The sequence below is a fragment of the Eubacterium maltosivorans genome, assembly GCF_002441855.2.
Taxonomy (GTDB): domain Bacteria; phylum Bacillota; class Clostridia; order Eubacteriales; family Eubacteriaceae; genus Eubacterium; species Eubacterium maltosivorans.
The window spans coordinates 371,238-390,631 of record NZ_CP029487.1; the positions used below are offsets into that span (position 1 = coordinate 371,238).

General features: G+C 41.0%; 17 protein-coding genes. 4 read left to right on the plus strand and 13 right to left on the minus strand.

Annotated elements, in window-relative coordinates; all coding sequences use genetic code 11:
* Positions 1 to 672 carry a 4Fe-4S binding protein gene (locus tag CPZ25_RS01875; protein WP_096919493.1) on the plus strand — a complete coding sequence of 224 codons (672 nt, stop codon included), beginning with the start codon at positions 1 to 3 and terminating at the stop codon, positions 670 to 672.
* Between the two features lie 75 nt (positions 673 to 747).
* Here CPZ25_RS01875 and CPZ25_RS01880 read toward each other — a convergent pair whose 3' ends face one another.
* The gene (locus CPZ25_RS01880; protein ID WP_074616029.1) at positions 748 to 1,170 is read right to left on the minus strand and encodes a DUF2000 domain-containing protein; all 423 of its coding nucleotides are present in this window, start codon (positions 1,168 to 1,170) and stop codon (positions 748 to 750) included.
* 339 nt (positions 1,171 to 1,509) lie between these two features.
* Here CPZ25_RS01880 and CPZ25_RS01885 point away from each other — a divergent pair, with 339 nt between their 5' ends.
* Positions 1,510 to 2,148, plus strand: coding sequence for a cadmium resistance transporter (locus CPZ25_RS01885; RefSeq protein WP_096919494.1), 639 nt, complete (start codon positions 1,510 to 1,512; stop codon positions 2,146 to 2,148).
* Positions 2,149 to 2,226: 78 nt separating this feature from the next.
* Here CPZ25_RS01885 and CPZ25_RS01890 read toward each other — a convergent pair whose 3' ends face one another.
* A complete protein-coding gene (locus tag CPZ25_RS01890; RefSeq protein WP_058694873.1) occupies positions 2,227 to 2,634 on the minus strand; it encodes a GlcG/HbpS family heme-binding protein in 408 nt (135 codons plus the stop codon).
* A gap of 204 nt (positions 2,635 to 2,838) precedes the next feature.
* Entirely contained in the window at positions 2,839 to 3,417 is a 579-nt protein-coding gene (locus CPZ25_RS01895) for a hypothetical protein (RefSeq protein WP_058694872.1), read from the minus strand.
* A gap of 187 nt (positions 3,418 to 3,604) precedes the next feature.
* Here CPZ25_RS01895 and CPZ25_RS01900 point away from each other — a divergent pair, with 187 nt between their 5' ends.
* Entirely contained in the window at positions 3,605 to 8,155 is a 4,551-nt protein-coding gene (locus tag CPZ25_RS01900; RefSeq protein ID WP_167495137.1) for an EAL domain-containing protein, read from the plus strand.
* 86 nt (positions 8,156 to 8,241) lie between these two features.
* Here CPZ25_RS01900 and fucO read toward each other — a convergent pair whose 3' ends face one another.
* Positions 8,242 to 9,390 (minus strand): lactaldehyde reductase, encoded by a 1,149-nt coding sequence (fucO, locus tag CPZ25_RS01905; protein ID WP_096919496.1) that lies wholly within the window; start codon positions 9,388 to 9,390, stop codon positions 8,242 to 8,244.
* A 313-nt stretch (positions 9,391 to 9,703) separates the two neighbouring features.
* On the opposite strand from fucO, the gene CPZ25_RS01910 reads away from it, so the two are divergent.
* Positions 9,704 to 11,065: an MATE family efflux transporter gene (locus tag CPZ25_RS01910; protein WP_058694869.1), complete on the plus strand. Its 1,362-nt coding sequence runs from the start codon at positions 9,704 to 9,706 to the stop codon at positions 11,063 to 11,065.
* Positions 11,066 to 11,185: 120 nt separating this feature from the next.
* On the opposite strand, the gene CPZ25_RS01915 is transcribed toward CPZ25_RS01910, so the two are convergent.
* The 9 genes from CPZ25_RS01915 to CPZ25_RS01950 all read right to left on the minus strand — a co-directional run bounded on the left by CPZ25_RS01915 (position 11,186) and on the right by CPZ25_RS01950 (position 19,326).
* The gene (locus CPZ25_RS01915; RefSeq protein ID WP_096919497.1) at positions 11,186 to 12,409 is read right to left on the minus strand and encodes a tyrosine-type recombinase/integrase; all 1,224 of its coding nucleotides are present in this window, start codon (positions 12,407 to 12,409) and stop codon (positions 11,186 to 11,188) included.
* Between the two features lie 14 nt (positions 12,410 to 12,423).
* Entirely contained in the window at positions 12,424 to 12,774 is a 351-nt protein-coding gene (locus CPZ25_RS01920; RefSeq protein ID WP_096919498.1) for a helix-turn-helix domain-containing protein, read from the minus strand.
* Between the two features lie 54 nt (positions 12,775 to 12,828).
* Complete coding sequence (locus tag CPZ25_RS01925) at positions 12,829 to 14,139, minus strand: phage portal protein (RefSeq protein WP_096919499.1); 1,311 nt, start codon at positions 14,137 to 14,139, stop codon at positions 12,829 to 12,831.
* Positions 14,140 to 14,590: 451 nt separating this feature from the next.
* A complete protein-coding gene (locus tag CPZ25_RS01930; RefSeq protein WP_167495138.1) occupies positions 14,591 to 16,033 on the minus strand; it encodes a phage terminase large subunit family protein in 1,443 nt (480 codons plus the stop codon).
* A 106-nt stretch (positions 16,034 to 16,139) separates the two neighbouring features.
* Complete coding sequence (locus tag CPZ25_RS01935; protein WP_096919501.1) at positions 16,140 to 16,553, minus strand: hypothetical protein; 414 nt, start codon at positions 16,551 to 16,553, stop codon at positions 16,140 to 16,142.
* Entirely contained in the window at positions 16,540 to 16,677 is a 138-nt protein-coding gene (locus tag CPZ25_RS20310) for a hypothetical protein (protein WP_167495139.1), read from the minus strand. The genes CPZ25_RS01935 and CPZ25_RS20310 overlap by 14 nt, the downstream gene beginning before the upstream one ends.
* A 770-nt stretch (positions 16,678 to 17,447) precedes the next feature.
* Positions 17,448 to 18,146: a hypothetical protein gene (locus CPZ25_RS01940; RefSeq protein WP_096919502.1), complete on the minus strand. Its 699-nt coding sequence runs from the start codon at positions 18,144 to 18,146 to the stop codon at positions 17,448 to 17,450.
* 27 nt (positions 18,147 to 18,173) lie between these two features.
* On the minus strand, positions 18,174 to 18,395 hold the full coding sequence (locus CPZ25_RS01945) for a hypothetical protein (RefSeq protein ID WP_096919503.1): 222 nt from the start codon (positions 18,393 to 18,395) through the stop codon (positions 18,174 to 18,176).
* Positions 18,396 to 18,531: 136 nt separating this feature from the next.
* Complete coding sequence (locus CPZ25_RS01950) at positions 18,532 to 19,326, minus strand: hypothetical protein (RefSeq protein WP_096919504.1); 795 nt, start codon at positions 19,324 to 19,326, stop codon at positions 18,532 to 18,534.
* Between the last annotated feature and the right edge of the window lie 68 nt (positions 19,327 to 19,394).

Sequence of the window (19,394 nt, forward strand, 5' to 3'; positions counted from 1 at the left end):
ATGATGACAATAAAGGAAATTTACGAAAATTTTAACCAGATTGGCTGTCTGACTTTCTCAACTCTGGCGGAGAATGGCTATGTGGAATCCCGCATCGCCCACTTTTTCGCTTTTGATGAGGACGGTCTGTATTTCAGAACCATGGACGTCAAGCCGTTTTACAGAGAGCTGAAGCAGACGGGTAAGGTCAGTGTGTGTGGTATGTACCCCAGCAGTCAGGTGAGCCATGATGAAAATAATCTGCCCTCCTTTGTGCCGGGCTATACCATGCGGATCACTGGTGACATACGGGAGCTCACAATGGACGAGGTGGCGGAAAAGGCAAAAAGCAACCGGGATTTTAACGTGGCGGCCTATGACATTAAAAAATATCCCCGGACACGTATTTTCGTGCTATGCCGGGCATGGGGAGAACGGTATGACTTTGATTATGCAAAAGAAAAGCGGGATCATAAGCTGGAGCGTGAGCGATTTGCCTATGGTGGAATGCCTTATGTGAATCCAGGCCTGGCCATAACAGATGCCTGCATCGAGTGTGGGAAATGTGCGGAGATATGTTCCTTTAACGCCATTGAGAAGGGTGATCCCTACCGGATCAACGGAAATCGGTGTGATGAGTGTGGCAACTGCTTTCATGACTGTCCAGTAAGCGCCATCATCTCAAAAGGATGAGGCTTGATAATTTATGTACAGCTTTTTAATAAAAATGGCCGTATGGATAGGGATTCCCATCCATGCGGCCATTGATTATTTTAAAAGCGGCATACTGCCAGTAAGCTTGTTCACTTTCTTTTTGGGGCCGCAGATAGCAACGCCCATATACTGAAGATCGGTCTCTGGTGAGTCTGCCATCAGATTGATAAATGCATCGTAATCATTGCATCCCTGCGCCAAATCTGAAAAATCCACAACAGTCATATCGTTAAAATCGGAGGTATAGAGCCTTTGGCGGATTTCCCGGATGCTGTCTTTATTTCCTTTCAAGACAGGAATGGGAAAGGCGATAATGCCAAGATGCGCATTTCCGTTTTGATCCGTTACATCACAGCCCACAATGTCCGGCCTTTTTTTGCCAAGGGTGATTCCCAGGATAGCGGCGGTATTAGCTATGATACCCAGAGGGAGTTCTTCATCAATAATCATAACACTTTTTTCATTTTCCAAGTTCATTTTCAGTCTCCTTTTTGGTTGCTGAAATTCATTTTACACGTTAAAATAAAAAAAGGCTTGAACGATATTCTTTTAATGAGTGGATTGTTTTTAAGGCTTAAGAAGCGAGTAATTCAGCAGGTTCTTCGAGACATCTTCATCTCTTATGGACTGCATTATAGTACTGCTCAAATTTTTCGATAAATGTTTCCTTTTTGTCGAAGAGAAAGGTCAAAATAGTATGATTATAACATAAGCGGGCTGTTTTGAAATCACAGGGTTCTATTTAGTGCTTTCTTTTACTCCTGAAAAAGGATAAAATAGTGGAATAAAAAGACATTATGGATAAGGGAGGAAAATATGCCCATTGTTATCACTGCACTGTTGTCCTTTGCGGGGACGAACATTGATGATATTTTAATTTTGACCCTGCTTTTTTCAAGGGCAGAGACAGCGGCGGATAAGAGAAGAATTGTCCTTGGCCAGTATCTGGCAGTTTTGACGCTGACCTTTTTCAGCCTTTTCTTTGGCTACAATATTTCCTTTGTTCCCCATGTGTATATCGGTCTGTTCGGCTTGATTCCAATTTTTCTTGGGCTGGGCGCAGTATGGCGGCTTAGAAATAAGAAAAATGATAAAACAGCGGGGAGGAAGGAAGCGCAAAAGGAACTCGTAAAGTTAATAGGGATGCTTGAAAAAATATTTCCGGCAGATATTCTGTACGTTTATTTTCTAACGCTGGCAAACGGGGCAGACAATGTGAGTGTTTATATCCCTCTGTTCACAAATCTGAGTGCTGTGGAAATCATAACTGTTATTGTGATTTTTGTGATGTTGATTGGTTTCTGGTGCTTTCTTGGAATGAAAATAGGCCAATATCCACTGATCAGGAAGTTTCTTGAAAAATATAAGGATGTGCTCATACCCGTTGTATTCATTGGGCTGGGGATTTACATCTTGTTGAAAAGCGGCACGCTTGGCTTGCTGATGGCGGGGTAAAAAACTCGGCGAAATAAATTGCCCCATCCTCGGACTTGAATTCTGGGGATGGAGCAGATTCTGTATCAAAAGAACATCTTAGAGAGCCGCAAGTCCTGCCTGGGCGACGCTCTCGTCTTCAGCAACACTACCGCCGCTGACACCAATGGCACCAATAATACGATCCCCGTCTATAATCGGAAATCCACCGCCAAATGTCACAATTCTACCTTCACAGCAATTGCCAAGACCAAAGAGTTCGCCGGCTTCCTTAGCAGCATCCCCTGCAACAGAGCTCGGCATTTTTAATGAAGCGGCTGTATAGGCCTTGTTTTGGGCAATGCTTATACTTGCTAGTAAAGAATCTTCCATACGGTGGACTAAAACAGTGTTTCCGCCCATATCGCACACCGCGATTACCATAGGTACATCAATTTCCACAGCCTTTTTTTCGGCTGCTGCGGCCATTTTTTTGGCCATTTCCAATAGTTTACCTGTCTGAGTCATTTTAATCTCCTTTTTTAATATAATCTACCAATTTGCCAAACAGATACTAACAATTATATTATACATGTTTTGCAATTCGATTACAATTAGTTTCGCCATAATTTTGTTCCTTCTAAAGTAAAATGCCCTGATCTTAAGAAAAATGGTTATGTGTTTGCAAAATAAAGTTTTGAAGGGACTATATGGAAGTTGCCAGCGGCTTTTTTATAAATCCTTTAGGGCTTCTTTCCGGAACAGCTTTGGATCTTTGTTGAACTGATCCTTCTTGCTCTTCAGAAAGCTTTTAAATTCGGCCCATGTGCCCTGGGTCATATCGCCCTCATGGATCACAAAGTTCTGGTGCTTTGTCTGCAGTGTGATGAGACTTTCTGCCATATCGCATTTAATGATTTCACCATAGGCAAAGATCATTTTTTTATCACGAAAGAGGATTTCAAGTTTTTTGGGTGTAAAAGTAAAGGCTCTTACTGAAAAGTACCGGTCTGGCCAAAAATGAGCCGAGAACTTTATGAGCAACGGGTTAAGCTTTCCAAAGAAGAACAGCGCGCCAAGCACACCGCTGATCAGGCGAAACGCAAACAGGCCAAGATAGACAAAATCCCCGCCGGCAAAAAGCTTTATCTGCAGATAGACCATAAAGAGGGTATAAACAGTAAAAATAAGAACAAAATAGCTTACAATGCGCAGCGGTTCGGAAGGCCCCATGCTGAAACGATTGTATTTTTTATTGAGCAGCAACAAATCCTGAAGGTCGGCTGTTACAGATGCTTTAAAAGACTTCATATAAAAGGCTCCTAATGATTTTTATTAAACTTCTCCACTATTTTAACATAGCTGATGATGAAATAACAGTAAAAATTAAGACATGCGGGGCGCCAATACGGGTTTAACTTTATTTTGAAGGCCATTTATACTATAATATAATCAGTATTTGAATTTTATGGGCACAATTGATGCCGGGGGTAAGGATATGACTGGTAAGACTGTTTTAATTGTCGATGAAAATCCTGCTGAAAACACTTTGCTGGACAATATTTTAAATAAAAGCTATAAGGTTATCATTTCAAAAGAAAACGATACCGCTTTGAAGTTTCTTCAGCAGAATAAGTCAATGGTGGCAGTGGTTATTTTTAGCTATGCTTTGTTTTATGGGATGCTGCCGGCGCTTCGGACTGTGCTGTGGGACATACAGGCTTCGCGGGGTACAGGTGTTTTAGTATTGACAGATGCGGACAACCCGATCATGGAGGAACAGGCCCTCAAGCTGGGCGCGACAGATATCCTGTCCAGACCCCTTGATCCACGGCTGATCAGACAGCGTGTCCGAAATACCTCGCTTCAAAGCAATTTAAAGTCCCTGGAGGAATACGATTCTCTGACAGGGCTGTTGAATAAAGATACCTTTTACAAAAATGTCCATGAAATTTTAACGGCTTACCCCGAAAAAGCTTATACCATCCTTTGTTTTGATATTGAACGTTTTAAGGTTATTAACGATTTATTCGGCGCAGAGGCGGGAGACCGCTTGCTTCAGTATATCGGTGATGAATTAAATGCCTGGTCAACGGAAAAGAATGGCTGTGCCGGGCGCATTGTAGCGGATGTTTTCGCAATTTTACTGCCAGATGTGCAGGGATCTGCGGACAGCATTGCACAGAGGCTGACCGATGGCCTCGAGCAATACCCGTTGGATATGGAAATATCCGTGGCCGCAGGCTTATATCATATTGATGATGCGAGTCTGCCAGTCAGCCGAATGTGTGACCGGGCGATCCTTGCGCTTAATTCCGTAAAGGGGAATTACCTGAAACGTGCCGCCGTTTATGACAATCATCTGAGAAGCTCTCTGATCGAGGAGCAGGAAATTGTCAATGAGATGGCACATGCTCTCGCAAACCGACAGTTTCAGGTGTATATGCAGCCAAAATGCGATATGCGCACCAATAAAATTATTGGCTGTGAAGCACTTGTCCGGTGGATTCACCCTGAAAAGGGAGTTATCAGCCCTGCTGCATTCATTCCGGTTTTTGAACGGAACGGCTTTATTTTAAAACTGGACGCCTATGTGTGGGAGGAAGTCTGCCGTTTGATAAAGAACTGGATTGACAACGGGCACAAACCTATACCGACCTCGGTAAACGTTTCGAGAGTTAATTTGTACCACCAGGGGCTGGGTGATCTGTTGGATAATCTGGTTAAAAAATATGATCTGCCGCCATATCTGCTGGAGCTGGAGATTACCGAAAGTGCCTACACCAAAAACCTTGATCAGCTGCTGAGTCTTGTGAACAGGCTTCGCGATCGGGGCTTTACTATTTTAATGGATGATTTTGGCAGCGGTTATTCTTCGCTCAATATTTTAAAGGATATCAATGTCGATGTGCTGAAGATAGACATGCGATTTCTCTCCGATATGGAGCATCTGAAAGGCCGCGCTGGAAATATTCTGGAATCAGTGGTCCGTATGGCGAAGTGGCTTGACCTCGGTGTGATCGCGGAAGGAGTAGAGACAAAGGAACAGGTTAATTTTCTTTTGGATATCGGCTGTCACTATGCCCAGGGCTATTATTATTACAAGCCCATGCCCATAGGTGAATTTGAAGCGTTGCTGTTGCGGGATGCCGCCAAACTTGATTTTTCGGGGATGGAACGTGAAAAGAACAACATGATCAGCTATGATGAGTTGATGCATTCGGACGGTATGACCCGGTCATTGTTAAATAATCTGATTGGCGGTGTGGCCTTTTATGAGTACTTTCAGGGAAATCTTGAGGTTTTAAGAGTCAGTGAGGGCTATTATCAGGTGACAGGCTGTGATGCGGAGACCTTAAAAATCAATGGACGCCATATCCTGGACCGTATACTCGACGAAGATAAGCCTGTTATCCTTGACGCGCTGCAAAGGGCGCCCCAAAGACCCGAAAAGGGAATAGATATTCAGTTCAGGCGGAAACGGCTGAACGGTGAGTACATGTGGATGTATATGCGTCTCTTTTTCCTGGCAAACCGGGGAGACCGCCAGCTCTTTTACGCTTCGATTATCGATGTGACAAAGCAGAAAGAATCTGAGGAGGCACTCCGTCTTTCAGAACAACGTTTTCGGATTGCCATGGAAGCGACCAATAACGTGATTTTTGATTTCGACATTGAGAAAAGAACAATCGATTACTCGGATTATTTTGCTCAAAAATACGGCTTGAAGACGCATTTAGTCAATGTACCAGACAGTTTAGTTGAAGAAGGAGTGATTCATCCCGATTCAAAAGAGCGCTTTCTAAAGATGTATCGTGAGATATTTGAAGGCGCTCCTAAGGCAGCCTGCGAGGTGCGGGTCAAGCTATACGACAGTAGCTATCTCTGGAACAGGATCACACTGACCAATATCTACGATTCAATGCGAAAACCAGTGAGGGCAGTCGGTCTGGTTGAAGATATTTCTAGGGAAAAGGAAATGGAAAATCAAATCCTGCAAAAAGAAAAGTCCCTTTCTAATTTAAAAAAAGAGAATCAGCAGGCCGTTTTGTCTTTGTTGGGAGAGTCATCGCCAAATGGTCTCATCGGTGGCTATTGTGAGCCGGGTTTTCCGCTTTATTTCATCAACAAGGAAATGCTCGAGATAATGGGGTATGAATCCTACGATGATTTTATGGAGGAGACCGGCGGCTTTGTCTATAATACGATTCATCCCGATGACCACGAGCATGTGACGCAGGTAGTCGGTCCAAAGGATAAGGAGGGCGATGAGTATACTGTCCGTTACCGCACGCTGCGCAAGGATGGCACCTACTTCTGGGTCATTGACCGGGGGAGGGTGGTGCGCGCGGAGGATGGCCGTCTGGCCATTGTGAGCGCCTGTATAGATATTACCGAGCAGGTCGAGCTTCAGAATGAATTTGAAACGGTGCTTAACAGTACGCCGGGTGATATTGTGGTCTTTAAAATCAAAGAGAAAAACATACAGACGCATTACATGAGCTTTGGACTCGCAAAGGTTCTGGGCTATGAAGAAAAAGAGTACCAGCGTATGCTGACCTGTGAGAACAGTCTTGATCTGATATACGCCAAAGACAGGGCGTTCTATTTTAATACAGTCTATAAAAGCGCGGCGGAGCGTCTGCCCATCAACATTGATTTCAGGTCAGTGAGCAAAAACGGCAGATTTGTCTGGATTAATTTATCGGCTGAATTCTATGGAACCGATGAAGGCAGTATGGTTTATCATGGTATTTTTACAGATATTTCTGAGCTTAAGCAGAAGGAAGAAAAGCTGAAGCTTTCTGAAGAGCGTTTTAAAGCCGCCATTGAGCATCTGGATATAAGCATTTGGGAATATGATATCAAGACAAAGAGATTGATGAAGGAAGCCAAATGGAATAAGGAAGGAAGCCGGCGTCTGGTATATCCTAATATGCCTGATGAGAGCATTGTGAAGGGCTATGTTTTTCACGAATCTGTCGGGGAGTATCTTCGTCTTTATGAGGATATCAGCGAAGGCAAGCTCAAAACCTCGGCTGAGGTTCAGATCCAGGAGCGTGATGGAAAGTACTGCTGGTACCGCATCACCTATACGGTGGTGCTGGACGAGGATGGGCAGCCCATGAAGGCCATCGGTACCTCTGAAAATATTGAGGAGGAGAAACAAAAACAAAAACGTATTGATAACCTTTTGCTCAAAGCGCAAAAGGATTTCCTGACAGGGCTTTACAACAGAGAAACCATTGAGGAGATGGTAAAGCAGGGCCTGAAGACCAGTTTTTCAAAAAAAGGTGTCTCTGCGGTGCTCATGGCCGATGTTGACAATTTTAAGCAGATTAATGATTTTTACGGACATGCAGAGGGAGACCGCGTTTTAAAGGAAATTGGCCGTATTGCCCCAGAGGTGTTTGGAGACAGGGCGCTTACAGGGCGCCTTGGCGGCGACGAGTTCCTGATTTTTGTGACTGGCAAAGATTATGAAAGCGATGTCTGCAGCTTGGCACAAAAGTTCTGTGACCGCCTGAGTGAGCTGGAGGTTCAGGATAAAAAAATCACTGTATCGGTTGGCATTTCGTTTGTGGAGGAAACGGTTAGAGATTTTAAAATGCTGTACCAAAACGCGGATGCCGCCCTCTATGTGGCGAAATGCAGAGGCAAAAACACTTATGCTGTCTACCATGCTTTACAGTTTCAAAGGCAGCGCGCCTATTTTAATATGGATACAGCCATCCTGGACGAGCTGGACAGCTTTGTTTATATCATCAACGCGAAAACCTATGACATCATCTATTGTAATACAGCCTTGTTGCGGGAGCTGGATGTAGATGAAGTTGAAGCGAAAAAGCATAAATGTCATGAGCTGCTGGCGCAGTGCAGTCAGCCCTGTACAGGCTGCGAGCAGCGGGAGCTGTTTTATGATCAGTTTATTTCCAGAGATATGTCCTTTTTCAATGGAAAGATGCCGGTAACACTGAGAGAAAAACTTTTTAAGTGGGGAAGTCTTACCCTGCGGCTTGGCCTTGCGCGTTTTAAAAGGGAAGGATAGAGCATTTTAAAATAACCCATCGGAGGGATGATCCGATGGGTTATTTTTGATGAGGTATTGCTGGAGAAAGAATGGTAAAAAAGGCTTTACATCAGAGCTTTATATAGTTCAACGATGTCTTCCAGGCTGGCGTCTCTTGGGTTGCCAGGTTTGCAGGCATCATCAAATGCAGACTGTGCCAGGAATGGAATATCCTCTTCCCTGACAATTTCTTTCAGATTCTGAGGAATGCCAACATCGATTGACAGCTGGCGAACCGCATCCACAGCCGCTTTACGGTATTCGTCCTGAGACATGCTTTCGGTGCCTTCAACGCCCATGGCCTGGGCGATATATCTGTATTTTTCGCCGGTTTCAGGCGCATTGTATTCCATGATGGTCGGTAAAAGGATCGCGTTGGCAACACCGTGGGGTGTGTCATAAACAGCGCCCAGTGCATGGGCCATGGAGTGAACAATACCAAGACCGACATTGGAGAAGCCCATTCCAGCGACATATTGGCCGAGCGCCATGTCTTCGCGTCCTTCAGGAGTATTTTCGACAGCACCTCTTAAGGAGCGTGCGATAATTTCAATGGCTTTTAAATGAAACATATCAGAAAGCTCCCAGGCACCCAGGGTGGTATAGCCTTCGATGGCGTGTGTGAGGGCATCCATACCTGTTGAGGCAGTCAGGCCCTTAGGCATACTGGACATCATATCCGGGTCGACAAAGGCGACGACCGGGATGTCATGCACATCAACACAGACAAATTTGCGTTTCTTTTCGACATCGGTAATAACATAGTTGATGGTAACCTCTGCTGCGGTACCGGCAGTGGTCGGGACGGCAAAGATCGGAACACTCGTGTTCTTTGTCGGGGCAACACCTTCCAGGCTGCGGACATCTTCAAATTCAGGGTTGGTAATGATAATACCAATGGCCTTTGCGGTGTCCATAGAGGAGCCGCCGCCGATGGCAATCAGGTAGTCTGCACCGGAAGCTTTAAAGGCCGCAACACCAGTTTGTACGTTTTCGATGGTGGGATTCGGCTTGATTTCTGAATATACTTCATAATCAAGTTCTGCTTCATCAAGAATATCCGTTACTTTTTTTGTCACATTAAATTTCACCAAATCAGGATCAGAACAAACAAAGGCCTTTTTAAAGCCGCGCGCCTTTGCTTCGGTTGCAATTTCATTGATTGCGCCGCTGCCGTGATATGATGTTTCATTTAGAACGAATCGATTTGCCATAATAGTAATCTCCCTTAACTAATAAAATTAATATCATTTTATTTAATTTTCGTAAAAATCTCAAGATAGATTAATGTTCATTAAATGCAAATATTTATTAACGTTTTCATCGATAAAAGAAAGGGGTTTTTACAAAGCTATATAAATGAAAATATTTTGCTCTGAAATGAAAGAAAAATTGAAAGAAAAATCAGAGTTATAAAAAAATGATAATTTACCAACCGTAAACGTGCACAAATTTAAACTGGAAGCATTAACCGCCCTTTGTTTATGCTATAATAATAAAGCGATTTATTATATAACAGGAGTAAAAATGACCACGACTTTTCCAGAAAATACGAAGAAGGAATCCTTATTCAAGCTGACATGGCCCATTTTTGTGGAGCTTTTTCTTCAGATGCTGGTGGGTAATACCGACCAGATGATGGTGGGACAGGTGTCGCAGACCGGTGTGGGCGCCATCGGCAATGCCAACCAGATCATCAATGTTCTGCTGATTTCTTTTAGCATCATATCACTGGCGACCACGATTCTGGTTTCTCAGAATATGGGCGCAAAGAATTATAAAAATGTATCGACAATCTACACGCTGGCATTGATCGTCAACCTGATTTTTTCTGTGATCATCAGCGTGGTTTTGCTGTTTTTTACAGAGTCGATCTATCATATACTGCAGGTGCCAGATACCATTATGCCCGAAACCGTTACCTATACGCGTATCATCGGGGCGGGACTCTTTCTTCAGGCTGTATTTCTGACCTTTTCGGCTATTTTCAGAAGTAACCGTCTGATGAAGGAAACCATGTTTGTCTCAATTATTATGAATGCACTCAACATCGGTGGGAATTACATTCTGATCAATGGCATTGGCCTGCCATCACCTCTTGGCGTAACGGGAGCAGCCATCTCCAGCAATATTGCCAAACTCATTGGCGTGATTATTGTCGTCTGCTTGTTTATTAAAAAAATTAGACCGGGAATGTCTTTGAAAACATTGAGGCCTTTTCCAACTGAGATGCTTAAAAGACTGCTGTTTATTGGGATACCTTCGGGCGGGGAGACGCTTTCTTGGACGCTGAGCCAGACAGTGACCATGGGCTTTGTGAATCTGTGCGGTACGGTGGTCATTACTACCCGCGTGTATGCGGTGATGTTTGCTATGATCACCTATCTTTACAGTAACGCGATTTCCCAGTCTTCTCAGGTTTTGGTGGGGTATATGATCGGCGCGAGGGAATATGACAGTGCGGACAGGCGGGTGAAGGCCACACTTAGATCTTCTGTGCTGGTGTCCTTCTGTGTGGCCCTTTTGATTTTTCTGTTCAGCGATCAAATCTTTGGCTTTTTCACCTCTGACCCGGCGGTCATCGCCCTTGGCAAGCAGGTTATGTTTATTGATGTTTTTCTGGAACTCGGACGTGCGGTAAACATGGTAATGGTCCGATCGCTTCAGGCGGCCAATGACATACTGTTTCCCATTGCCCTCGGCATCGGCTCACAATGGTTTGTGTCGGTGGTTTTATGCTATGTTTTAGGCATTGTGCTGGGCTGGGGATTGATTGGTATCTGGATCGCCATGGCCTGCGATGAAATTTTAAGGGCGGCTATGTTTTTAGTTCGCTGGAAACGCAGGAAGTGGATGGATTTAAGCATTAAAAACGCAGTGAAGGTTTGATAAAGAGTAAGGAGGTGCGCCGTTTCGGCGCACCTCCTGTTTATGTAAAGTTATGTATTTAAGCCATTTTACAGACCTTTTTGAAAATCTTCACAACACCTTTACAACAAAATAAGATATTTATAGAAGTTGGTTAACACTATTGTTAACTTCTGCCTGTGTGACATGCGTGTACACATTTTCCGTTATATCGGTTTTTGTGTGTCCCAACCATTTCGCCCTTAACTTAGCGTCAAATCCTTTTTGGCGCATACGGGTGCAAGCGGTAGGGCGCATGTCATATAGGCGCATAGGTTCTAGGCCATTATCTGTTAACATTTTGTTTAATTTCCGATGAAGCGAACTAGGTAAATAAGGCTTGCCATTTTTTTGTCTAAATACAAAGTCCTGTTCTTCTTTGTGGTAGCAGTTAGCATACAAGCGCTTATTTTCTTCCTGTTCTGTTTTTATCGCTTTAAAAATTTGTACAGTTTCGTCTAAAATTGGTAGCGTCCTGTTGCTATCTTCAGTTTTTGTTTTTTCGGCGCAATATAAACCGCTACTGGATTTCACCGCGGTGAAACAAATATGTATGGTTTTGTTTTTTAGGTCGATATCTTGCCAACGCAAGCCTAGAATCTCAGACGGTCTAAGCCCATAATAGAAGCCAATGTGCAGTATACTATAAAGGTAGGTACCTTTAGTAATTTCAAGCACTTTTGCCATTTCCTCTTCGTCTAGGCAATGCTTTTTAACGCGGTTTTCGTTAGATTCGGACGTTAATTTCCTGCGCTTTGGCACTGGGCTTTTTGTTATTAAGTCAAGGTCTTCGGCTAGATTGAAAATTAGTTTTAAAGTTTTTGTGATATGTTTTATCGAGTGGAGTTTTTTAACATCAAAGAGGTAGTCATAAAAATTATTTATGTTGGCTTTGCTAACTTCATTAAGCTTTAGGTTTTTATCTTTAAAATAAGGTCGAATGTTTGCATTAAGAACGCTTATATAGCCGTCTCGGGTTATCGGACGTATTTCGCCGCGCTCTACGCGTTTATTCTCGTGTTCTTCAAATTTGTCTAGAAAACTTAGAAACAACATAGCGCCGCTTGGAAAACGCTTTTCTTCCTCAAATACGCGCCACTGTTCCGCTAGGATATTGACATTATACTTATTTCGCTCTGTCTTGCTACCTGACTTATAAGGTATATTGTTGCCGTCTTTGTCTTTAAGATAGTGAGTTGTTTGGTTCCTTTTAAGTTTATTGTTTTTGGGGTTAATATCCGGGCCATACCAACTTAATACTACCTCATACACGCCGCGTTTGTTCCCTCTTATACTGGAAATTTTAACTTTTTGTGGGTTATTCATTTTTTACCTCCATTTTACAAACCCACAACCGTTTGGTTAATCATATCACTTTTGCGGGTAGAGGTAAAGGGCTTGACGCTTAAAATATTCGCTTGATTTTCATCTTTTAAAACGTAATCTGTTACTGCGCTTTTTGTTATAATATAATAACCGCTTTCATCTCTTTTTGATTTAATTTGTCCGGTTTTTAAAAGCCTATAAGTCTTGGTTTTTCCAACATGTAACATCTCCATAACTTGCGGAACTGTTACAACGTCGGGATAGTCTTTAAACATTTCTACTTTTTTGTTATTATTTTTGTTTTTCTTTAAAATTTGAATGCCTAACTCTAAAATATCTTTTTTATAATTTTTATTTAAATCCATTTCTCAAATCTCCTTTTAATTCCATAATTTTAGGGGCGGGGATACCGCCCCGGTCTAAGCTATTTCTTGTTCTTCCGCGCCAACAATAACAGGTTTTATTTGTTCTTTGGCGCTTTCTTCTGTTTCTATGCGTTGTAGTTCCAGAGCGGTATTTTTGGTATATGGGCTAGAATCTATAATAGTTTCCTTACTTATTGCGCCCATATCGTATTGTGTTTTTAGCTCGTTTATCTGGCTACTTGTATCAACTGGTCTAGCAACGTTAAAACTAACGTCTAATGTATCGAAAAGGTCGTCTGACCATTTATTGGCGCTTAGCTTTCTGAAGTATTCAAAACGTTTTGAAAAACCCTCTTTTAAAGTCTGTGCCGTTTGTGCCGCTTTGTAATCAGCCTGAGCGAACAACAGTTTCAAAGATACCTCCGAAACATTGGCGATATTACTTTGGCCTATAACCGCACTTGGTACAGCGGCAACGGTGTAGAGTTGTTGAAATAGGGTATCTAGCAAGAGCTTAATACTTGGTTCGTCCAACTCCGCATTAGAATACTTAAAGTCGCCTCCGTCTTCAAGGTTGAGTGTAGCGCCAATCAGGTCTTTTGGTACAGTTCCCTCGATTTTTTGTCCCATGCTTACCCCGATAGGATTCATGCTAAGGGTATATATAGCGTCGTCTAGGCGGCTTAGGAGCCGCTCTATTTGGTCTAAGATTGGGATTAAATCTAGTAATGGTGCGTCCCCGAAAAAATTATACTCGCTTTTATCTAGCGATACATAATGGATAGGCAAGCCGCTTAAATTGGGGTATTCCTCTGTTAACTGTTCGTCCTTATATACTTGGACAATCCCTGGATAGTACACAATATCGTATTTAACGACGTTTTGTAAGTCCTCCCAATGCTCTAAAAAGGCCACGTACTGTTCTTTTTCGTCATAAATCGGGTAAGAGTCTTCATTGGCAATAATTTTGCTTCTAATGGTACCGTTCTTATCTAAGTAAACATACTCGAACGCGTTTCCGTACTTGGTTAAGTCTTGCACTATCTCATAATCTACTTTATTGTAACCGCCCTTTTTATAGAGCTTATTTACATCACTAACTATCTGTTTATCTCCGGTAATACTTACCGGATTGCCTACAACATAAGAGGTATGAAAATTGATAATTGTTTTCAAGGTGTTGAAAATGATTTTGGCGCTTGTATATTCTTGGTCTTTAAACTTAAAATCCGGTCGGTTTAAGACCTTGTGGTGTCTAAGCAAGTATTCTTTAATATTAAGTATATTGCTTATTCGCGCCATGTGCTCAAACTCAAGCGGCACTTCAAAAATGTTTTTGTTATTTAAATAGTCTATTTTTTTCACTTCCTTTTTCTTTCGTGCTATGATTGTATTATAGCTTTTTATTATTTTACCGTAAAGTACCTACTAATTTTAGCAGAATAACAAATATTATTGTCAAAAAACACGCTAGACCCCATGTATTTTAGCCATTTTTTAAGGGTACCTATTTTTTATTATTTTTTATTTATTGGGTACTTGTATAAATTTGGAAATAGGATAAATAAAAAGCTTGCGTGCGATTTTTAAAAAACCATGTTTTAAAATTTTTGCCATAAAACTTTTTTTTATAGCAAAAATGCGTTAAGTTTTGTTTAAGAAAATAATTTTAACCAATAACCTTTTATCCTTTTTTTATGCTTTTAAAGTATTTTAATCTTTTATTTAGGTGGCACTTAATCGAAAAATAAGCGGCTTTTTTTAAATTTAGGTATAAGTTATAGGGCGGCTAAATTAAAACCGCTCTATAAAAAAGCTATACATAATTAACGCCGCTTTTTAAGCCAACAAGCGCCATAGCCATGCTCATAACTAGGTCGTCATGGCCGCCTGCGGCGGCTTCCATTTTCCCATCTTGGAAAGTGTATAGTTTCATCTCCCTTAACAGGTCTTTGGAATTAATAAGTAGTTGGTTCGTCTCAAATAGCTCTTGGAAGTCGGCAATCATTAGCGGCTTTGATTTGTTGTTAGTTACAAAACCAACTTTCTTTTTTGCTTTGCCCCTTGCGTCATACTCCTTGTATTTGAGCATGTTCATATATGCGTAGTCATGGCGCAATTTGTCCACCACACTGTGACCAGCGCTTGCTTTTTCCACTACCAAAAGTGCTTTGTTATAATAAAGTCCCAATTCGTTCACAATGCCTGCGAATACAAAAGGCTTAATTTTATTGCTTTTAAATTCTGCCACTTGCTTGCCATCTTGGTTAATTATTTCTACAGCGCTGTAGTCTTGGCCTAGTCCCTCGCCTGTGTCAACTCCCACATAATAGCGGGTAGCGCCAGTGGGTAAAGCCCATATAGTAAGTTCTTTTTTAAGATAGGGTTTAAGCGTGGCCGGTAGGCCAGTAGGATTTAAAAGCGGTTTTGCTTCGTCCACATACTGGAGCCGTTCGACAATTTTAATCGAATCAAAGACGTTTGAACCCGTAGAAATAAAAGCTTCTATGGGATTCGCGGGGAACTCCTGAGCGAATTGCTCTTCGTCTGAATTGGCTATCTTAAGCCTGCGCCATACCAATTGTTTTATAGTTGCCCCTTGCTTGTACAATTCTGCTTCGGTTTCGTCTAGCTCGTCCGGGGTAGGTAACGCGCCATGTAAATCTTTCCATCGGTCGTTAAATAGCGCGTATTCATCGGCAAACATTAGCTTATCGTCTATCCAGCTAAAGAAGAACGGCTTGTAAAGGCTGTTCTGTCTCTCTGCTTTGTTCCACATTTCGCTAAATCCATTTAAGCCGTTGGCCGTGGATTCTAGTATAATCTTGCCCTGCGGCGTTAGCGCCTGTTCGATTGCCAGAATCTGCTTGTTTACGGTGTCTTTCATAAAAGCCACCTCGCTAAGGTGGGCAAACGTGAGAGTCAGCCCCCGCGCCACGTCCTTATTTCCGCATGTGGCTACAATGATTCTGGAGCCGTTTGTGAATTTAAGCTCCTTTTTGTTATTCGCCACAAGCGGCACCTTAACGGCGTTTGGCAAATCGTTATAAAGTTGTTTTAGTTTTTCAAATATCCCTGTCGCGCTATCTATGGAATAGCTCATCAAAAGACAAGTAGTGTTAGGTTTATTTTGGGTTAAGTAAATACTATAGCCGCAACTAAGCGTTGTTACGCCTAATTGCCTACTTTTTAACACAATATTATATTTGTCTAATCCATCTAAAAGTTGGCGCTGTTGCGGATTTAACTTAAAGGGCACTAGCGCGCCGTTCTTATTTACTACTTTACTAAAGGTTTCTAGCCAAAGGCGGGGCGACTGCTTTATTTTTATTAATTTGTCTCTTACATTAATAGCGCCATCACCCCTAATCGTTTATATCCACGCCTTTTAGAATATCTATAAGCTCGTTCTGTTCCGCGCCAAAGAAATCTTTAGAAAATTCTAAAAACGCCCGAAAAGCATTTGTATCTTCCTGGGCGCGCTTGTAATACAAGTTATATAAGTCAAAAAGCTTGCTTTTGTGTAACCGCTCCAAAAGGTATTTAATCGCGTCTTGTTGCGTCGGCTCCGTCAATTTGGCTTCTAGTCCAGACTGGTTTCTGTTTTTGAAACAGGCGTACGCGGCCGCTAAATCTTCAAAAGTATTAAGTCCTTGTTTGGTTAGTAGTTGCGGGGCATATTTCCAAACAATATAATAGGCTAGGTGGTCACACCCCGTCATTTCTTTTATTTTATGCACTAAACCGCTTGTATCGCCTAAACCTTTAGGCCTTGGCATAGTTAACCGCCTCCTTAATTTCTTGTACTATATTTATAATATCTTTTCGCTTTGCTCTTTCGTATAAATTGTTTGCCACTATATAACTAATTAATCCACTTAAAATTACTGTTACTAAATCCATTTTAAAATCTCCTCTTAAATCTTATATATCTTCCGCGCCATAACCATAAAGCCCTTGGTAACTACACCTATGCTCTTCTGGCTAGATTGAGAGCCTTATTTAGTATTCTTTAAAATATACGCCTAAACTAGCGCCATAACTCTATATCTAAATTTAATATTTAGTATATATATAAAAATAGAAAACTTGTTTGCTTGGCTAACTAGGTTTAAAACTATAATTTTAATATACCTACAATTTATTACTAACTTATAATATTTAATGTAACTATAGTTACTAAACTAAAGTTACATATATACCTATAGTTTGGTACTAGTTTTTAATTATATATATACTTATAGTCTATTATTGGCGCGGTATTATTTTAATATACTTATAGTTTAGTACTAAAGTTTAATACTATATATACTTAAGGTTTAGTACTAACTTAATATATATCTATATTTTATATACTATAGTTATTAACTTATAATATTTAATATAATAAGTTATCTATTGGCGCTTTATTCTTTTTAATAATATATTCGGCCAAAGCTTTTATTATACTCTTTTTATAAGTATTATTATTTTTTTATTATTGTTTATTATTAGTACGTCAAATTTGTCATATCAAAGCGACAAATTTGTCATATCAATACGACATATTTGTCACATAGACACGTCAAATTTGTCATGTTAAAACGACATTTTTGTCACATACCTAGCAATACGACATATTTGTCACGTCAAATTTGTCGCATACCATTAACTAGGTACTTTTTAGTATCTAGTTAAAAGGGACAGTCTTCGCCGTCCATATCTTCAAAGTCATATTCTGGGTCAGTGTATTCTTTTTTCTTAGGCTTATAACTTCTTAGGCCTAAATTATAAGCAATTTCCATAATCTCTTCTTCCGAAAGCGCATAATCTAGCCATATTTGACACTGCTTAACATTTGTATCCTCTGGGGCGTTTTGGTTCCATTTTTCTTTAATAATTTCTTTTGCGCTCTTTTTAGGTTTGGTGGTTGGCGCTTGCTTTTCATCCAGTTCTAAACGCGTTATTTTAAAACTGTCCTGCTTGTCTAGGCGCTTTCTGGTTTGTTGGCTACTTGCTTCTTTTTTTTCTTCTATTGTTGGTTCGGCGTTTGAGCGCTCTTCTATTAGGCCGCTAAGAAAGCTATAGTTAACATATATTTTTCTTTGCGCTTTTCCTGTCCGTTTAATAAAGCCTGCTTTTTCTAGGGTTTCCAACATTCTTTGTACTTTTCTGTTGCTAGACGCGCTCTGCGGAAAATATAGATAATCCGCTAGCGCGGCGTTGCTCGCGCTACAATAATCTTTACCGTTTTTGGCGCGGTTGTTGTTTTGTAAAAACACTATATAGGTTAATAACACTATTTCGTCTGTGCCAATTTTGACACCGTTGTGCGTGCCACGCAGACGAAACATAGCCGGGTTAATATTTAGGTTGTCTTTTTTTAAATCCACTGTTAATATCTCCTTTTATTTTTTATTCTAGTAAAACCACTTGGCGCGCCATTCTTCCTTGGCTTTAGCCCAGTCTGCTAAAGCGCTCTCTAAAGCGGGCGTCTTGTCGAACAAGGTGTAAACCCGGTCTGCTTTTTTATCTGTTGCTTTTATAATATAGCTCAAGCCCCTTTTTTCTAGAAAATCTGCTAATGGCCTGCTAAAACAAAAGAAAAACCGTTCTTTTAACTCATCGTTTGAAATCTGCATTTTTAAATCTCCTTTAATTTCTCTTAAATATTTTTTTGTGCTTGACATGGTAATGGCGAAAGTGTATTATATATACATATAATAGTATTTTTAAAGCCATTTTTTTATAATTCTAAATTATATCACATTCTAAATGTTATGTCAATATTTTAGCCAGCGGGGTAACGCTGGCTCTTTTTTGTATAACAAATCTATCCTTGTAGGTTTCTACCGCGTTAAAAATCGTACTTTTTTCTATTATTTTTAACTGTTCCAATGTTACAAACTCTTTTTGATATTGCGAAAGCAACTCAAAATTATAATCATAGGGCACATTAAGCACGCTACTTAAATAGCCATCTTTAATGTTTATTTTTGCCTTTAAGTCATTCTGGGTTATATACTGCTCAAAATCGCTTTTTTGGTGCGCTTCTAGAAAATCTCCCAAATTTGGGTAGCCTAGAGCGATAAACCATTTTTTGTTAATGTGCTTAAACGCGCCATTTTTGTTATAGTATCCTAGGTAAGCGCTGTCTATACAAAGTAACCTTATTAACTCTTGTTCGCTTAGCGCGCTTAAGTCTTCGTTGTAAAGCGCCATTACCCATAGTAGGGTAGAACCTATATATTTCTGATTATAAGCTTGCGGGGCAATAACATTAGGGTTAAGCGCTAGTGGGTTAGATATTGGCGCTCTATGGTTCCCAAAACAGCGGCCGCGCGTTATATCCGCGTCGACGTAAACCCACTTTTTGCCCTTGGCGCGTTCTGGGTTTATATAAAGTTCGTCAAAATTAAAAAAGCCCCCGACCTGTAGGCCGGGGAACTTTGCTTGTAAAAATTGGCATGTTAACAGGCTATCCGCGTCGTCTGTTAAAATGAGCGCATAATCTTTGCCGTTTAAATCTTTATACCAGTTATTTAACTTTCTTTCTAAATCTTGTTGTACCACTACGATTTCTATAGATAGTTGCTTTTATAAAAACCGTAGTATTTGGATAACTAAACATATAGTAAAAC

Coding starts and splice junctions, on each gene's coding strand:
- CPZ25_RS20310 (WP_167495139.1), bottom strand. CDS start 16,677: ATGGATTTAGTAACAGTAATTTTAAGTGGATTAATTAGTTATATAGTG.
- CPZ25_RS01900 (WP_167495137.1), top strand. CDS start 3,605: ATGACTGGTAAGACTGTTTTAATTGTCGATGAAAATCCTGCTGAAAAC.
- CPZ25_RS01915 (WP_096919497.1), bottom strand. CDS start 12,409: ATGAATAACCCACAAAAAGTTAAAATTTCCAGTATAAGAGGGAACAAA.
- CPZ25_RS01890 (WP_058694873.1), bottom strand. CDS start 2,634: ATGACTCAGACAGGTAAACTATTGGAAATGGCCAAAAAAATGGCCGCA.
- CPZ25_RS01910 (WP_058694869.1), top strand. CDS start 9,704: ATGACCACGACTTTTCCAGAAAATACGAAGAAGGAATCCTTATTCAAG.
- CPZ25_RS01885 (WP_096919494.1), top strand. CDS start 1,510: ATGCCCATTGTTATCACTGCACTGTTGTCCTTTGCGGGGACGAACATT.
- CPZ25_RS01920 (WP_096919498.1), bottom strand. CDS start 12,774: ATGGATTTAAATAAAAATTATAAAAAAGATATTTTAGAGTTAGGCATT.
- fucO (WP_096919496.1), bottom strand. CDS start 9,390: ATGGCAAATCGATTCGTTCTAAATGAAACATCATATCACGGCAGCGGC.
- CPZ25_RS01945 (WP_096919503.1), bottom strand. CDS start 18,395: ATGCAGATTTCAAACGATGAGTTAAAAGAACGGTTTTTCTTTTGTTTT.
- CPZ25_RS01895 (WP_058694872.1), bottom strand. CDS start 3,417: ATGAAGTCTTTTAAAGCATCTGTAACAGCCGACCTTCAGGATTTGTTG.
- CPZ25_RS01935 (WP_096919501.1), bottom strand. CDS start 16,553: ATGCCAAGGCCTAAAGGTTTAGGCGATACAAGCGGTTTAGTGCATAAA.
- CPZ25_RS01875 (WP_096919493.1), top strand. CDS start 1: ATGATGACAATAAAGGAAATTTACGAAAATTTTAACCAGATTGGCTGT.
- CPZ25_RS01880 (WP_074616029.1), bottom strand. CDS start 1,170: ATGAACTTGGAAAATGAAAAAAGTGTTATGATTATTGATGAAGAACTC.